Origin of the sequence: Streptomyces sp. NPDC057424 (assembly GCF_042803315.1) — a bacterium.
Lineage (GTDB): Bacteria > Actinomycetota > Actinomycetes > Streptomycetales > Streptomycetaceae > Streptomyces.
Map to the genome: position 1 here is coordinate 212,449 of NZ_JBHVCP010000005.1, position 14,723 is coordinate 227,171.

General features: G+C 70.1%; 12 protein-coding genes and 1 pseudogene. 2 read left to right on the forward strand and 11 right to left on the reverse strand.

All coding sequences use genetic code 11. From position 1 onward, the window contains the following. Positions 1-77 precede the first annotated feature (77 nt). The gene (locus tag ACFU3E_RS07470) at positions 78-629 is read left to right on the forward strand and encodes a Pycsar system effector family protein (protein WP_384153485.1); all 552 of its coding nucleotides are present in this window, start codon (positions 78-80) and stop codon (positions 627-629) included. 138 nt (positions 630-767) lie between these two features. Here the strand turns inward: ACFU3E_RS07470 and ACFU3E_RS07475 are convergent, their stop codons facing one another. The 11 genes and pseudogenes from ACFU3E_RS07475 to ACFU3E_RS07525 all read right to left on the reverse strand — a co-directional run bounded on the left by ACFU3E_RS07475 (position 768) and on the right by ACFU3E_RS07525 (position 13,738). Then, entirely contained in the window at positions 768-1,661 is an 894-nt protein-coding gene (locus ACFU3E_RS07475) for a phosphorothioated DNA-binding restriction endonuclease (RefSeq protein WP_384153488.1), read from the reverse strand. 307 nt (positions 1,662-1,968) lie between these two features. Then, complete coding sequence (locus tag ACFU3E_RS07480) at positions 1,969-2,532, reverse strand: hypothetical protein (RefSeq protein ID WP_384153491.1); 564 nt, start codon at positions 2,530-2,532, stop codon at positions 1,969-1,971. A 49-nt stretch (positions 2,533-2,581) separates the two neighbouring features. Continuing rightward, positions 2,582-2,869 (reverse strand): hypothetical protein, encoded by a 288-nt coding sequence (locus tag ACFU3E_RS07485; RefSeq protein WP_384153546.1) that lies wholly within the window; start codon positions 2,867-2,869, stop codon positions 2,582-2,584. Between the two features lie 6 nt (positions 2,870-2,875). Continuing rightward, positions 2,876-3,055: pseudogene (locus tag ACFU3E_RS07490) on the reverse strand (hypothetical protein); the annotation flags it as partial. A gap of 41 nt (positions 3,056-3,096) precedes the next feature. Further along, complete coding sequence (locus tag ACFU3E_RS07495) at positions 3,097-3,753, reverse strand: DUF1326 domain-containing protein (protein WP_384153494.1); 657 nt, start codon at positions 3,751-3,753, stop codon at positions 3,097-3,099. Between the two features lie 249 nt (positions 3,754-4,002). Then, the gene (locus tag ACFU3E_RS07500; protein WP_384153498.1) at positions 4,003-4,839 is read right to left on the reverse strand and encodes a DUF2182 domain-containing protein; all 837 of its coding nucleotides are present in this window, start codon (positions 4,837-4,839) and stop codon (positions 4,003-4,005) included. Between the two features lie 473 nt (positions 4,840-5,312). Then, positions 5,313-5,738, reverse strand: a complete 426-nt coding sequence (locus ACFU3E_RS07505; protein ID WP_039657652.1) for a PIN domain-containing protein — start codon at positions 5,736-5,738, stop codon at positions 5,313-5,315. After that, positions 5,735-6,013, reverse strand: coding sequence for a CopG family transcriptional regulator (locus ACFU3E_RS07510; protein ID WP_384153501.1), 279 nt, complete (start codon positions 6,011-6,013; stop codon positions 5,735-5,737). The genes ACFU3E_RS07505 and ACFU3E_RS07510 overlap by 4 nt, the downstream gene beginning before the upstream one ends. 64 nt (positions 6,014-6,077) lie before the next feature. Further along, complete coding sequence (locus ACFU3E_RS07515) at positions 6,078-6,971, reverse strand: phosphorothioated DNA-binding restriction endonuclease (RefSeq protein ID WP_384153504.1); 894 nt, start codon at positions 6,969-6,971, stop codon at positions 6,078-6,080. Between the two features lie 125 nt (positions 6,972-7,096). Continuing rightward, positions 7,097-9,769: an ATP/GTP-binding protein gene (locus ACFU3E_RS07520; RefSeq protein ID WP_384153507.1), complete on the reverse strand. Its 2,673-nt coding sequence runs from the start codon at positions 9,767-9,769 to the stop codon at positions 7,097-7,099. 249 nt (positions 9,770-10,018) lie between these two features. Then, positions 10,019-13,738: a hypothetical protein gene (locus tag ACFU3E_RS07525; protein ID WP_384153510.1), complete on the reverse strand. Its 3,720-nt coding sequence runs from the start codon at positions 13,736-13,738 to the stop codon at positions 10,019-10,021. A 285-nt stretch (positions 13,739-14,023) separates the two neighbouring features. Between ACFU3E_RS07525 and ACFU3E_RS07530 the strand changes: the two genes are divergently transcribed. After that, positions 14,024-14,677 carry a hypothetical protein gene (locus tag ACFU3E_RS07530; RefSeq protein ID WP_384153513.1) on the forward strand — a complete coding sequence of 218 codons (654 nt, stop codon included), beginning with the start codon at positions 14,024-14,026 and terminating at the stop codon, positions 14,675-14,677. The last annotated feature ends 46 nt before the right edge of the window (positions 14,678-14,723 follow it).

Sequence of the window (14,723 nt, forward strand, 5' to 3'; positions counted from 1 at the left end):
CCGCATGAGGAACACAGCACCACGGCCGCCCCGCACCCCGGGGCGGCCGCCCGACCGACGGAGGGGAAGGGGGAGGCATGACCACACCCGCAGGCGACGCCGGCACGGGCCCCGAGCCGGACGGCGACAACGGCCCCGCGACCGACCGCGGCGCGGAACTCGCCAGGGTCCTGCTGTCCGAGGCCCGGGAGGAACTGGTGAAGGCCGACAACAAGGCCGGTCTCCTCCTGGCGACCCTGGGCGCGGCCCTGACCGCCCTGCTCGGCGCGATCGGCAGCGGTGTCATCGCCCCGCGGCAGTACCCGGTCGTCCCGCAGCTGCTGCTGTGGGTGGGCTGCGCCGCCTGCGTACCGGCACTCGTCCTGCTGGGCCTGGCCGTGACGCCACGGCTCGGGCACCCCCGCCGCTCCCGCACCCACTACTTCGGCGACGCGAGGCTGGCGATGTCCCTCGCCCACCTGGAACAGACGGTCCGCCGCACCGACCCGGTGTCCCGGGACCTGAGCCAGCTGGCGGTCCTTTCCCGGACCGCCTGGACCAAGTACCGCTGCCTGCGCCACGCACTGGCCTGGGGAACGGCCTTCCTCACGCTCACGCTGCTGGGCATTGCGACGGGCGCCATGACTTAGCGGCCCTGGCCCGGACATCGCAGGGTGCTGGGGTTCGGCGGTGCCGGGCGGTCCGGAAGGGCTTGCGGAGCGAGTTGGCACCCGGACGGCTCCCAGAGCCCGGCACGGCGCCGACGCCCCTACGTCCGGCGTGACGGGTCAGGCGACGCTGGGGCGTGGGGAGCCCTTGAAGACCTGGCTGGTGTGCCAGGCGCGGTGGGTCGCTGCGACGGGCCGGACGCCGGGCTGGGGGCCGATGAGGGGGCGGCCGGCGAGCGCGGTGACGTTCTCGCGGGCGGCTGGGCTGCGGCCGACGAAGTGCTGGGAGACCAGGACGCGGTGGCTGTCGCCTATGCCGAGGACGCCCTTGTCGAAGAGCTTGTGGTGCAGGGAGCACAGGCACAGTCCGTTGTCGACGTCGTCCGGGCCGTCGTAGGCCCACCAGCGCACGTGTGCGGCCTCCAGCGCTACGGGTGCGGTGCCGATCATGCCGTCGTAGCCGCAGAAGGCGCATTGGTACTCGTAGGCGGTCAGGACCAACTCCCGCATACGGCGGTCGCGCTGGCGTCGCTCCGGGGCGGTGAGGGCGCCGGTCTCCGCCGGCTCCAGTTCCAGGCCGACCGCCTCGCACAGGTCCGCGTGGAGCGAGGGTGGGAAATGCAGGTCCAGCAGGACCCTTGCCATGCGGCTCAGGAGGGAGGGCTCGCGGCGCAGTGCCGCGCGCAGGTCGGGGGCCAGACGCCCGGCGGCGCCGCTGGCCCGCAGTTTCGTGACGGTGGTGCCGGGGCTGCCGGGGCCGCAATGGGTGCGTACCTCCCACACCTCGTCGTTGGCCAGGTGGTGGAAGGGGTAGGCGGGGGTGGTTCCGCGCGCGGGGCCGTATTCCGCCAGCAGTCGCTTCAGATCGGCTTCCACCGCGCTGTAGAGCAACTCGCCCTCGGAGTCGGCCTGAAAACGGCCCAGCGCGTACAGCAGCAGGAGCGGCTTGTGCGGTGCCCGTACCCCATCCCGGCTCCACTGCCTCAGACTCGCGGCGCGCTCCAGCCAATCCATGACCCGTGATCGTAGCGACGCGTTGCCGCGGATCACGTGGTTCGGGGTACTGCGCCCCTCCTGCGCTCGCCGCGAGCGCACCCGGCTCCGCCCCACCGTGTGTCCGGTCGTTGGGGGTCCTCGTTCATGACGGCACGTCGGCCGCCCGTCCCGGGGTCGCCCTGCAGCCAGTCGACTTGTGCTGGGAGCCGACTACGTACGCCTCGCCGCTGTCGTCTCCCGTTCCCATGAGCGCGCATCATGCCCGGCGTTCGCAGTCGTCGAGGCGCGTCTTTCGAGGCGGCTGTCACACCGGCACGTACGGATGTCAGAGGTCGTCTTCATCGACGGGTTCGGGTTCGCGGATGTAGGCGAGGTCGAGGACGTAGCGTTCGGTGACGGGGCAGTTGTTCCATGCCTGGGTGAGCTGGTCTTCGAAGGTGTCGTCCGTGGGGCGGTCGAGGCTGCTCTCGTAGTAGTCGGCGGTCGCGCGGCGGCCTTCCCACCAGGCGTGGCCTGCGTAGACGCCAGGGCGAGGCAGAGCCGTTTCTCCTGCAGGGCCGTATGCGAGTTGGTTGACCACGAGGATGCCGGTTTCGGACTCGAGACTCACGGCGACATGGCCTTCCGCATCGGCGGGCGGAGCCGGCGGGGTGTCCCAGACACGGATGGCGACCTCGACGTCGATGTCCGGTTGCAGACTGAGGAGGTACAGGTGATAGCCGTTCCCGGCCACCACCTGCCTGCGGGCAGCAGCCATGGCCTCGTCGTCGCCGAGGTAGGCGTCGGCGTCGTACACCTCCACGACGCGGCGGGCCGGTGTGGCCTTGCAGCTGTATTCGGCCAGGAGCGCCACGATGCCGCCGCCCTTCTGCCAGTTGGTGATCTTCATGCAGAGCCCTCGCGCAGCGGAAGCGTAGCGGGGGTCCAGAGGCACCCACTCAAGCGGTGCCAGATCCTGCTCGAACAGGTCGAGTTTGGTCGGCCAGTGCGGCCTTGGAGTCGGACCACGGCTCGGCTGCCGTCAGCCGGCAGCTGGCCTCCGTGGGCCGGAAGACGCCGAGCGAGGTCCCGCGTTCCTCCTGGTCCCTCTTGATCGCGCAGAGGGACGGCGCGCCGAGCGGCTCGACGTCGACTTCGACGACTGAATACACGGCGGCCCGTTCACGGACCGTCTCCAGGACGACCTGCCGGTGGCAGCGGCTCTCGTCCTTCTCGAAACACCGCACGGCGACACGCGACTGCCGAGCTTGCTCGGCAAGGCGATCGAGGTCTGACTGCGTCCCGTCGGACCGCGGCACACCGCGGAAGCGAGCCCGGCCCACGTCGAGTCGGCCGTACCGGAACGGCGCCCGGCCGTCTTTGGATTTCCCAGGCCACGCAGGTGCCCGGCCCAGAGGGGCCAAGGGAGTCACAGGCCGTCCGTCGTACGAAACCAGGCCGGGCAGCCGACTCGTCAGTCAGGGCCGCTCCAGTCGAATGGGAAGTATTTGCTCGATCTGCCGGAGCGTTCCCAGGAGAAGCCGAATGCGTCGGCGCGGTCGACGGTGGCCCGGCCCCACGTGGCGGTCTGGCCCGGCCCCACTTCGGCGCCCGGGGCGTTGTGGACCTGGACGCGTGCGCCGTTCGGGGTGGTCGGGCCGGTGAGAGCCTCGGCGGTCGCCGTGACACGGCCTGGGATCTCGGCTCGCCAGGTGGCAAGGTCCTCGTCGATCTCCACCTGGATGGGGGCGATGTCCATGCCACGCATCTCAGGGTGGAACATCTCCCCGAACTGTGCCGGCCATCCGCCCGCCTCACCGCCGAAGACGGCCCCGAGCGCAGCCCGCTGCTGGTCATCGGCGCGTTCGTCGAGGAAGACCGCGGCGTACGGATCGGTATGCGTGCCGGCCCATGGGTTGCCCTCGAAGGAGCCGAGCATCAGGACGTTGAGATCGTCGAGCCGTACGTCGCCGAAGCTGCCTTCCCGGACGTGCCAGACCAGTACGCCTTCGCAGTCACCGTAGGTCGGGGGCTGCGCGAACGTGCAGGGGCAGGGTATGGCGCACTTGCACACGTCGAACCAGTCGCCGGCCAGGTGCCAGCGCGTAACGGTGGTGGCCTGTTCTGTCATCTCGCTTCCCTCCTGCCGAGCCCGAAGGAGCTCACTCGGAGTGGCGAGACCGCGTATCCCGAGCCCGCTCCCGGGATCGGGAGGGTGGCCTCCCCTCCAGCTTGCACCTCACGTCCCGGTCGGGGAACCGGTCCACGTCGGCAATCGCCCCTGTGGTGGGCAGCGGCGCCGAGCCGCTCATCGAGCGGACCCACACCTGACGAGGTCGGCGGGAGCGCCAGGGAAGTGACCTGGCACGTAGAGGGGTGATCACGTGCCGTCCATTGACGGCATCGAGCCCTGCAGCCCCGGCAGCAGCCAGTCCTGGAACGGGGCGAGCAGGGCCAGGACGAGGAAGGCGACCCCCACGACTCTGGTGAGAAGCAGGCCCCGGGACCACAGCTTCTCCATGAAGATCACCAAGGCCAGTCCGGCCATCGCCGCCACGTTCATCACGCCGAGCGGAATGAGGACGACCATCAGTCCGGCGCAGCAGCCGACACAGTAGGCGCCGTGGTGGACGCCCACCCGCAGGTCGCGGGCCGGTCGCCGGAAGCCGGCATAGCGCACCAGATGGCTCAGCGGGTCCCGGCAGTGCCGTAGGCAGACGTGCTTGAGGGGACCGAGCTGGTACAGGCCGGCCAGCAGGAAGGTGATCGAGCCGATCCAGCGTCCGGCGGCCGGATGGTCGTCCACCAAGTCGCCGGTGAAGGCCAGGGCCGCGTAGGCGAGCAGTCCGAAGGCCGTCCACACCAGCAGATACCCGCCCACGAACTCGATGGAGCGGGCGGCCCGGGTCCAGCCCGAGGACTGCCGTCCGATGCCCCGCACCCACGTGAGGGCCACCGGTGCCATGGACGGCAGCATCATGGCCGCCATCATCGTCACCCAGAGCAGCAGGAACAGGGGCAGCGCCATCCCCATGGTGCCGGGCTCGACCCCCATGTCCCGGGCCTGTCCGATCGTCAGCACCCAGGCGGGCACCGCGATCAGGACGACGAGGATCCAGGCGGCCGCGAGATCCCGCGTGGGCAGCAACCCCCCGCCCGCTCCGGTGGGGGCGGGCGACCGGGTGGGTACGAAGGCGGAAGTCCGGCTGCGACGCATCGGTGTTGCCTCCTGCGGCTGCTTCCAGAACAGCACACGTGCACCTGCGACGCGACCTGGCCCAGGCGGGCCTCACGGCCGGTCAGATTCGTGAACGCGCAGGCCCGAGCCACTTGAGTCGACGTGCCTCGGTCGGCTCAGGCAGTGACCCCCTGGGAGAAGCCGACCAAGATCTTCTTCCGGATTTCTCCCAAACGATCTCCAGAGAAGCAGGAAGGGCCCGATCCTCGCTGAGGATCAGGCCCTTGACCTGGTGTTTCACTGTCGGGGTGGCGGGATTTGAACCCACGACCTCTTCGTCCCGAATGAGGATCGGTTAATGATCTTTCCTGTATGGATTGTGTTTGCGCAGGTCAGGTCGGTGGCCCCGGTTGGTCTCGGGTGGCGTGGAGGGGGCTTCGAGAGCAGGGCGGCTCCCAGATGGCTCCCAAGGATGCTGCTGCCTGGATGGTGCTGGAGGGGCGCGGGTCGCGTCACACCTTCTTGACGACGATCGTGTCCGGGACCAGCTTCTCCAGGTCGTCGACGTCCGAGGTGAAGACGGTGACCTGTCCCCTCTGCTGTCGCGCGATGACGGCGAGCACGGCGTCGATCGCGTACTTGTGGCCGTGCAACTTGGCGTCGGCCAGAAGTCGACGCGCCTGGCGGGCCTCGTCCTTGCCGATGTCGACGACCTGAAGTCGGGACAGTACCCAGTCCCAGCGCTGTTCGGTCGTTCTGCCGTCGTACGCCTCGACCAGTGTCATCGGGGACGTCACCACCTCGGCTTCCCCTCGTGCCGCGAGGTCGAGCCAGGCGATCATCTTCCGGTCGCCGCGCACCGCAAGGGACAGGGCTTCGCAGTCCAGTACGAAGACGCGGAGGGGTCGCTGTCCGTGCTCACCGGCTCGCTTCTTCACGCAGCCTCTCCGGCGTTGTGCTTTCCGGTGGTTCGACGCCGCTTGTGTTCGGCGTCGAGTTCCTCCAGCTCGTCGAGCGCTGCCGCATGTTCGTCCTCGGTGACGGGGCCGTGTTCTTCCTGCAGCCAGTCGACCAGTTCCCGGAGCCGGTCCCGGTCACGCTTGAAGCGCAGCGCCTCGGCGACATACGCCGACAGGCCCCGCTCTGCCGCGTCCGCGCGGATCTCGTCCAGGAGATCCTCGGGAATCGTCACGGTTACCTTCTTCGTCGCCATACAAGAGACCATACTCCCGGTATCGCACTCCTTACCAGCAGGTCACGTGATCGACGCTCGGCGATCAGGCGGCCGTGGCGGGGCGTGGGCTGCCGTGGAAGACCTGGCTGGTGTGCCAGGAGCGGTGGACCGCCGCGACGGGGCTGGCACCCGGTTGAGGTCCGATGAGCGGGCGGCCGGCGAGCGCTATGACGTGCTTGCGGGCGGCGGGGCTGTGGCCGACGAAGCGCTGCGAGACCAGGATGCGGTGGCTGTCGCCGATGCCGAGGACGCCCTTGTCGAAGAGCTTGTGGTGCAGCGAGCACAGGCACAGGCCGTTGTCGACGTCGTCAGGGCCGTCGAACGCCCACCAGCGCACGTGCGCGGCCTCCAGCCCGACCGGCACCGTGCCGATCCTGCCGTCGTAGCCGAAGAAGGCGCACTGGTACTCGTATGCCGTCAGGACCTGCTCCCGCATCCGGGGATCCCGCCGCCTGCGCACGGCCGAGAACTGTTCGCTCTCCGTCGGCTCCAGCTCCAGGCCGACGGCTTCGCACAGGTCGCCGTGGAGCGAGGGCGGGAAGTTCAGGTCGAGCAGGACCCGTGCCATCCGGCCGACCAACGACGGCTCGCGCCGCAGCGCCGCCCGTAGTTCCGGCGTCAGCCGCCCTGCAGCTCCGACCTCCCGCAGCTCCCGCACGCCACTGCCGGGGCTGCCCGGTCCGCGATCGGTGCGCACCTCCCACGCGCCGTCGCTCACCAGATGGTGGAACGGGTAGGCGGGCGTCGTTCTGTTGGGCGGACCGTACTCGGCCAGCAGCCGTCTGAGGTCGTCCTCCACCGCGCTGTACCGCAGTTCACCGTCGGCGTCCTGCTGGAAACGCCCGAGCGCGTACAGGAACAGCAGCGGCTTGTGCGGAGCGCGGGTCCCGCTTCTGCTCCACTGCCTCAGCTTCGCGGCACGCTCCAGCCAGTCCATGACCGGCGATCGTAGTGGCGTTGGGGTGCGGTGGTTTCGAGGGGGCATGGGGAGCGGGTCGACTCCCAGATGGCGCCCGGACACCGTGGGGTCACTGGCTTCGTGCCGACGTTGCCTGTTGCGGCCTAACGAGTCGTGCCGAGGCGACTGCGACGGGTCTCAACCAGGTGCCGCCATCGTTCGCGCGTCTGTCGTTCTCCGTCGATCCAACGTGCTCGCGTGGTGTGCTCGGGGAACGGAAGGCCGGCCATGAAGTGTGCGATTTCGACGTAGTAGGCGTAGTCGCTGCTCTGCGTGAGTTCGCGTAGGCGGGTGATCGCGGTGGTGAGGTCGTCCTGGGCGTCGAGGACGGCGTGGTGGAAGCACAGGGCCAGTTGCAGTTTCACCGCGGCGTAGGAAATGCCGGAGGCGCCGATTTCGGCGAGCAGGACGGCCGCCCGGTCGGGCAGGTCTGCGTCGAACCCGGCGTCGCGTACGAGTGCGGCGATGCGAGCGGTCATCTCGCTGGAGCGCAGGCTGAGGCGGGACAGCAGCCGGTCCGCCAGGTCGAGTTCATCGTCGGCGCGGAGCGGGTCGGCGAAGGAGACGGCGAAGGCGAGATGTGCCTGGACCATGGCGGTCTCGCCGGCCGCACCGTGTTCTTCGGCCTCGCTCCTGGCTGCCAGGTAGGCGGCGGTCGCCCGCTCCATGTCTCCCTGCACCCACCACACGTCTCCCAGGACCCGATGGTGCCGTCCTTCCCAGCCCAGCCTCCCTGCGGCTTCCACCGCCGCAGGGAAATCTCCGGACAGTCGGCTCAGGTGTGCCAGGCCCCGTCGAGCGGCGGAAGCGAGCCGACCGTCGGCGGACGCGACGCGCTGCATGCCGCGCCGCGAATCATCGGTCAGGCCGAGGTCCCGCTGGGCCTTCGCCAGGTAATACGTGGCCAGTTCTACCAGGTCATCCGGGAGCAGCTCCGATGCAAGGACGGCGGAGAGCCGACCGGCTGTGCGTTCACGGTGTTCGTGCTGGCGCCGGGCGATGGCGCTGAGCGTTTCCACCAGGGCGTCCGCCGCAGTCCGCAGGCCGCCCGACGACATGGCATCGGCGGCGGGAAGTGCCAGCGGTTCCCAGATGGAGTCCCCTACGTACTGGAATGCGGCATCGGCGAGCCAGCCGAGATCGAGACGGAAGTCCCGTGCAAGGAGTAGCCCTTGCTGGAGACAGCCGACCAGCACGGCGCGGTCGCGTCGCAGGTCCTGGCGCCACTGCGATTCCAGGGCGCCGAAGGCACGCTGGGCCGCGCGCTGCCAGTCCTGCTCCGACCAGCGGTCGTCACTGCCGTCGTCCGCGTTGCGAATAGCGGCGCGGATCAAGTCATGGACATGGAAGGGCCACACACCGGAGGAGGACTCCCGAATGAAGGGGCGCTCGGTCAGCCGTAGGGCGGGCGCGTCGTGGTCCATGCCGGCGATCTGGGTGGCCAGAGGAACAGAGAACGCGTCGAGCAGGCTGACCGAGCGGAGCACGTGGCGTTCCTCGGCGGTCAGGTCGCTGAGGGTACGGGCGATCAGGGCGGGGAAGTCGTGGTCGAAGTCGGTGACCTGCGGCTGCCTGCCACTGCGCCGAAGTTCCAGGTAGCGCATGACCGACAGGTCCAGGTACAGGGGTAGCCCGTGGGAGCGCTCGGCGATGATCCGGCGGACCGGTTCGACGATCAGCGGCTGCCCGTCGCGGCTGAGCCTGCGGGCCAGATAGTCCTCGCAGTCTTCGGAGGAGAAGTCGCCGATCAGGATCTGGCGGCCGGATACACCCGACCCGCTATGTGCTGCATCGGAGACGAGGCTGGGCCAAGCGTTCGGCCCGGTCCAGTCGAGTTGCCCCTCCAGGCTCGTCTCCGCCCACTGAAGGCGGTTGCGTCCGGTGACGACGAAGAACACGTTGGGCATCAGCCACACGACGCGCTGGAGCAGGCGCTCGAAGTCACGGTGGGTGCGGTCGCCGGTGTCCTCGAAGGTGTCCAGCAGGATCACGGGCACTGCGCTTTTGTCGGCCGGGAGCTGGGCCAGGTCCCAGGCGAGCAGGTGCGGGTAGAAGCTGAGGGCGTCCAGGTCGGGCTCGGCTTCCAGGAGGTCGGCCAGACGGGAGCAGCCGGCGAGGGCGCGTACGGACTGGCGCCGCTCACGTAACGCCTTGATGAGCGCGCCAGCCCCGTGCGCGAGCGCACCCCCGACGGTGCCGGGCAGGAGCAGCGCCTGGGCCACGTCGCTGAGGGCCGACTGCATCTGCTGCGGCAGGGCGGCAGCGGCACTGAAGCGGCTCAGCATTCCACCCCGGCGCAGGTAGTCCTCGATCGGTTCGCCCGGGTGGTTGTGCTCCCAGTAGCGGCGCAGGGCGAGGTCGAAGGCGGGCATCGGCCGGCCGAGCGCGGCGACGGCAAGTCGGATGGTGAGGATGACGCGCTCGAAGTCCATGCCCGCAGCGCGCGCGAGGTCGATGCGGACCGGCAGCGTCCGCTCCTCGGGGTGCGACGGCGATTCCCATTGCACAGGACGGTGCTCGCTGCTGGCGAGCGACGCCTCGATCTTGCGGGAGAGCGTGGACTTGCCGATACCGCCCACACCGTGGAACACCAGGATGTTGCGGCGGGGAGCCTCCAGGTCCTCCACGTCGAAGTCCGCACGGGTCATGTGCCGTATGTGCTCAGCGAGGCAGGCGGTCACCGCTTGCCACTGTGCCTGCCGGTTCGTGAACGCCTCACTGGCGGCGATGCTCCGGTCGTTCGAGCTGAACAGCGTTCGAAGGTCCCGCCCTGCCACCGCTCCCCCTGACGATCAACTGGAGCCAATCTATGCTCCCTTGAGGGCAGCCTGGCAAGCCCGCATTCAGGCAGCGTGTGCAGGTCACATCCGGCACGTGGCAGCGCATTGAGAGTGCGGAACGTGAGCTCTTGTCCGTTTCGTGGTTGAGGTTGGAGAAGGAGCGCTGGTCACGGAGTGAGACCGGCCCTCAAGCTCCGGGGCGGGCGAACAAGCCGGGTCCGGTGAGAGAGTTGCCCAGGGAGGGCGTCAGCCGCAGACGCGGCGGTAGGGCATCTCTGGAGCGTACGCGTGCCACTGGGTTCGGGTCAGGTCGGTGCCGACGCGGGTGCAGACACGGGTGACGACCCGAGCGGGGTCGATCGTGTACCGCTGGAGCGGGACGTGGTCGCCGGCCACGTACAGGGTGGTGCTGTCGGGGCTGAAGGACAGGGAGTCGACCCCTTCGCCGGGGGTCGTCAAGGGTCCGCCGAGGGGTTGCTGGGTGGCGGTGTCCCAGAGTTGGACGGTGCCCGCGTCACCCGCGACGGCCAGAGTGGCGCCGTCAGGGCTGAAAGCGAGGGCACTGACGGCTTCGGGGGTGTCGCCGAGTGGGGTGGGGAAGACGCTGCGCAGGATGCCGGTACGGTGGCGCAGTGTGCTGTCCCACAGGGCTACGCGGCCGGTGAAGTCGCCGACCGCGAGGCGGGAGCCGTCCGGACTGAAGGCCAGGGCGGCGGTCCCACTGCCCTGGGTGAGGCCGTGCGCCTGCACCGACCCGCTCGGCAGGCGGGCAACCTGGTCGTCACCGACGAGGAGGCGGCCGTCGGGGCGGACGGTCAGGTGGCTGCCGACCGGGGGGAGAACCGCCGTTCTGCGATGGTGGGCGGTGTCCCACACTTCGCCGCTCAGCTTGCCGATGGCCGGCGTGCGGGTGGCGTAGAGAGTGCGGCCACCTGGTCCGAGGGCGAGGACGACTGCCGCTGAGGCGGCTTGGGATGTCGCCAGGTCGAGCGTGGTTCGGGCGCGGTCGCGGGTGAGGTCCCAGACGGTGAAGCGCTGGGGGGCGGCCTCCCGGCCGGGGGCGGAGACCCCGTACGCCAACGCGGTGCCGTCCGGACTGAACGCCATCAGCGACATGGTGTCCCGCGGTACGACCGGCAGCGTACGGTCGCGGGAGACAGGCAGGGGCATGGACGGCAGCGTGCGCAGCAGGTGGCCGTCGCGGGTGTCGCGCAGCTGGAAGCGGTAGCGCTCGCCGGAGCGTTCGGCGGTGGCGAGCGTGTGGCCGTCCGGGCTGAGCAACGCGTTGTCCAGCGGAGTATCGCGCCATGCGGGAGTGACGGCCGTCGAGACGTCGAGAGAGTGGACGGTGCCGTCTTCGAGGTAGCGCAGGACGGGACGGGCGGGGTCCCAGGCGGGAGCGTCGACAAGCCACTGGTTGTTGAGGGGGTGGCGGAATACAGGGGCGGCCTGGGCCGCGAGCCGCCAGATCCTGATTTCCTCGCGGTCGACGGTTGCCAGGAAGGCCCCGTCCGCGCTGAAGGCGGCGGATGCCACGCCACGGTCGGCGAAGGCGGCGATCTGCCGTCCCGACCGGGTGTCGAAGACGCGGACCTCGGCGCTCGAGACCGTGGCGAACCGGGCGCCGCCGAATACCAGCACGGCGTGGTGGTCGTCGCAGATGCCGCGGACCCGCTCCCAGTCGCCGGACAGCGTGTGACGACGGCCGGTGTCCCACACCTGCGGGGCCCGCCCGGCGGGGCAGACGGCCATCAGCCGGTCGTCGGCGCTGACAGCCGCGTCCACCAGGCCGGCCGCCCGAGTCTCGAACAGCACACGGCCGTCGGCGTCGGAGCGCAGCCGTACGCGGTCGTCGTCGATGCCGCCCAGCAGGTGGCTGCCGCCGCCGGGGCCGAAGCTGACGATGGAGGAGAGAGGCAGGGGGGTGCCACCGGTCCACTGTCCGGTGGCCGTGTCCCACAGCCGCGTCCCGTCGTCTTCGCTGACGGCAAGCACCCGCGCGTCCGGACCGGCCGCGGACACGTAGCCGTCCGGCAGTCGCCCGGAGGCGGTCCGCCGGTGGGTGGAGACGTCCCATGTCCGCCAGGTGCGGCCGTCGACGCTGAGTAGCGTACGGCCGGAGTCGGCGAGAAACCGTCGCGGGGCGCCCCCCGGTGTCGGATCGGCGAAGGCGTCCGTCTCGGGCTGGGCGAGCGAGCCGAGCAGTGCGCGGCGGGCCTCGGGCAGCGGGGAGACCCGCCAGGCGGCGACACCGAGCAGCATCGCCGTGTGCGGGTCCGTGGTGCGCAGCGCGTCAGCGACCTCGGCGATGCGGCGGGCAGCCGCGTCAGTGCGCCGCTGCTCGTCGTCCCGGTGCTGCTGCCATGCGGCCAGCCCGGCGACCAACGCCACCGCCAGGACCGCGGACAGGGCCGTGACCAGGAGCCGGGAGCGTCGAGTGCGCCGGGCGGCGGCCAGGCGCTCCGCCTCGCGGGCCTGAAGTGCCGCGGTGAGGAACTCCCGCTCCACCACGGTCAGCCCGCAATCCCGTTCGTGGTCCGCGAACCCTTCCTCCGCACGGGCCAGCTGGGTGCCCCGGTACAGCGCCCCGGGATCGCGGTCATGCTCCAGCCAGGCGCGGGCCGCCTCCGCCAGATGCCGGTGGTGCCGTAGCCGTCCCCTGTTCTCCTCGATCCAGTCGCGCAGCCGGGGCCAGCAGGTGATCAGTGCCTCGTGGGCGAGTTGCGCCCCGTCCTCGTCCACGGTCAGCAGTCGGGCGCAGACCAGCCGCTCCAGCACGACCCGCACGTCCGGGTCCGTCCACTCGTCGAGTTCGGCCCCGGTAAGCGGGCGTCTGGTGTCGGGGACGTCCCGCCCCGGCTCGATCATCCGCAGCAGCAATTGCTGGGCGACACGCCTCTGCGCCTCGGACAGTTGCCCGTACGTCTCCTCGGCGGTCGCCGCGATCGCGCCCCGCACCCCGCCCGCCGCCTGGTATGCGGCCAGGGTCAGCATCCGGCCGCGGCGGCGCCGCCATGTCTCCAGCAGGGCGTGCGAGAGCATCGGCAGTCCGCCGGGCTCGTCCAGTACCTCCTCGACGATCCGCGCGGTCAGCTCCCGCTCCACGATGAGCCCGACCGTCTGAGCCGGCCTGACCACCACGTCCCGGAGTTCGTCGGCGGTCATCGGCGCGACCAGCAGTCCGGCGCCGTGCAACGCGTCCGCCAGTTCCCGGTGCTCGGCACAACGGGCATAGAAGTCGGCGCGTACGGCGATGAGCACTCTGAGCCGGCTGTCCTCGCCCCGGGCGGCGAGCAGCAGGTTGATGAAGCGGCCCCGCTCCGCCTTGTCCCGGCAGAGGGTGAAGACCTCCTCGAACTGGTCCACGATCACCCAACTCTCCGGCTCGCCGTCCGCCGGGGTCAGCAGGTGCCCGTAGGTCTCGGCCGGCCGGGGCCCCGGAGTGAGCACGCGCAGTGTCGCCGACCGCCCCCGGCGCGCGATCTCCTCCCGCAGCCGCGGAATGAGCCCGGCCCGCAGCAACGACGACTTGCCGCTGCCCGACGCGCCGAAGACCACCGCGAACCGATGCTCGTGCACCAGCTGACCGAGTTTCCGGACCAGCGGGTCCCGTCCGAAGAACAGCTCACAGTCGGCCGGCTCGAACCGGGCGAGACCTCGGTACGGCGACACCGCGTCCTCGTCGTCCCGTGGCTGCCCCGCGACCTCGCTCTCCACCTCCTTCCACCGCGGCTCCCACTGCGCCGGATCGCCCCCACACGCCCGCACATACCCCTGGACCACGGCGAGCGAGGGCAGCCGCTCGCCGGCGGCTGCCTTTGACAACGTTGCCGCGGAGAATCCCGCCGCATCGGCCATGGCCCGGTACGACGGGCCGCCGGCGGCCTTCCGCAGTTCCCGCAGCTCCTGGGCGAGCCACTGCACCGGACCGGCCGTCGAATCCACCGGTCTCTCCGGACGTCCCACGCGCCCACCCACTTCCACGCAACTTCCAAAGACGACAAAACGAAAGTCAACATACGTTCCACGCCGATCAGACGTCACGCGGTTCTCCCGGGATGTGGCCTTGATGACAGCCAAGGGAGGGGCCGGCGAATCAACCCGGGGCGCCTCGCGGAATTGAATTCCCTGATGAGAGGGGGGTGAGCATCAACTTTCGGGTCGCCATCGTGGGTCGTGTGGTCGGCCGGTCCCGCAGTCATGGAGCGCCGACGGCCATCCGGCAACCGAGCACGAGTCAAGGAGTAAGAGTTGCTCTCCTCCCGCACACCGGCGTCCGCGCCTTCCACGGAACACCGCACGAAGCCCCGGCTCCGGGGCCGCCGCAGGACCCTGACCGTCGCGAGCGTGCTGCTCGCCCTCGTGGGCGGCGTGGTCGCCGAGTCCGGCACCGCAGTCGCCCAGCCGGTACCGGGCGCCTGCACCCAAACCTGCAACTCCCCTTATCCGGGCATAAGCCGCGCAGAATGGAATGCCGCGGTTGAGGCGGCGGACTTCTGGGCCAACCACTCCATCGACTTCAACCAAGTGGACTGGTCCCAGGGGCGGAGCTACTACCACCTGGACAACTGGGCAGGCCATGGATGGCCTGCGGCATCGTTCGGAAACCAGTGGTTCGGGTACTGGCACCCCGGCCAGGGCACCCGGTTCGTGTACTACGGCGGTACGTTCCACGACTGGACCGGGGCGCTCGCCGGCCTGGAGCAGGCCGGGGGAGAATCACCGCGCAACGCCTTTTCGACCGGCAACGGCAGAACGTCCCCCTACGTGGAGTACGACATCGACTACTACGACTCGGCACGGAGTTCGCGCAACGCGCGGCGGATCATACGCAACAGCCGGACGGGCCGGGTCTACGTCACGTTCGACCACTACAGGTCGTTCACCTACATGGGCCGCTGGTAGGCGCAGGGGTCGCGGCCGGGGTGGTGTGACGGACAGAGAATCCGTC

What these genes read in the sequence shown, in the direction of transcription:
- ACFU3E_RS07510 (WP_384153501.1), bottom strand. Translation starts at nt 6,013, where the DNA reads ATGGCGACGAAGAAGGTAACCGTGACGATTCCCGAGGATCTCCTGGAC.
- ACFU3E_RS07495 (WP_384153494.1), bottom strand. Translation starts at nt 3,753, where the DNA reads ATGACAGAACAGGCCACCACCGTTACGCGCTGGCACCTGGCCGGCGAC.
- ACFU3E_RS07470 (WP_384153485.1), top strand. Translation starts at nt 78, where the DNA reads ATGACCACACCCGCAGGCGACGCCGGCACGGGCCCCGAGCCGGACGGC.
- ACFU3E_RS07475 (WP_384153488.1), bottom strand. Translation starts at nt 1,661, where the DNA reads ATGGATTGGCTGGAGCGCGCCGCGAGTCTGAGGCAGTGGAGCCGGGAT.
- ACFU3E_RS07515 (WP_384153504.1), bottom strand. Translation starts at nt 6,971, where the DNA reads ATGGACTGGCTGGAGCGTGCCGCGAAGCTGAGGCAGTGGAGCAGAAGC.
- ACFU3E_RS07500 (WP_384153498.1), bottom strand. Translation starts at nt 4,839, where the DNA reads ATGCGTCGCAGCCGGACTTCCGCCTTCGTACCCACCCGGTCGCCCGCC.
- ACFU3E_RS07480 (WP_384153491.1), bottom strand. Translation starts at nt 2,532, where the DNA reads ATGAAGATCACCAACTGGCAGAAGGGCGGCGGCATCGTGGCGCTCCTG.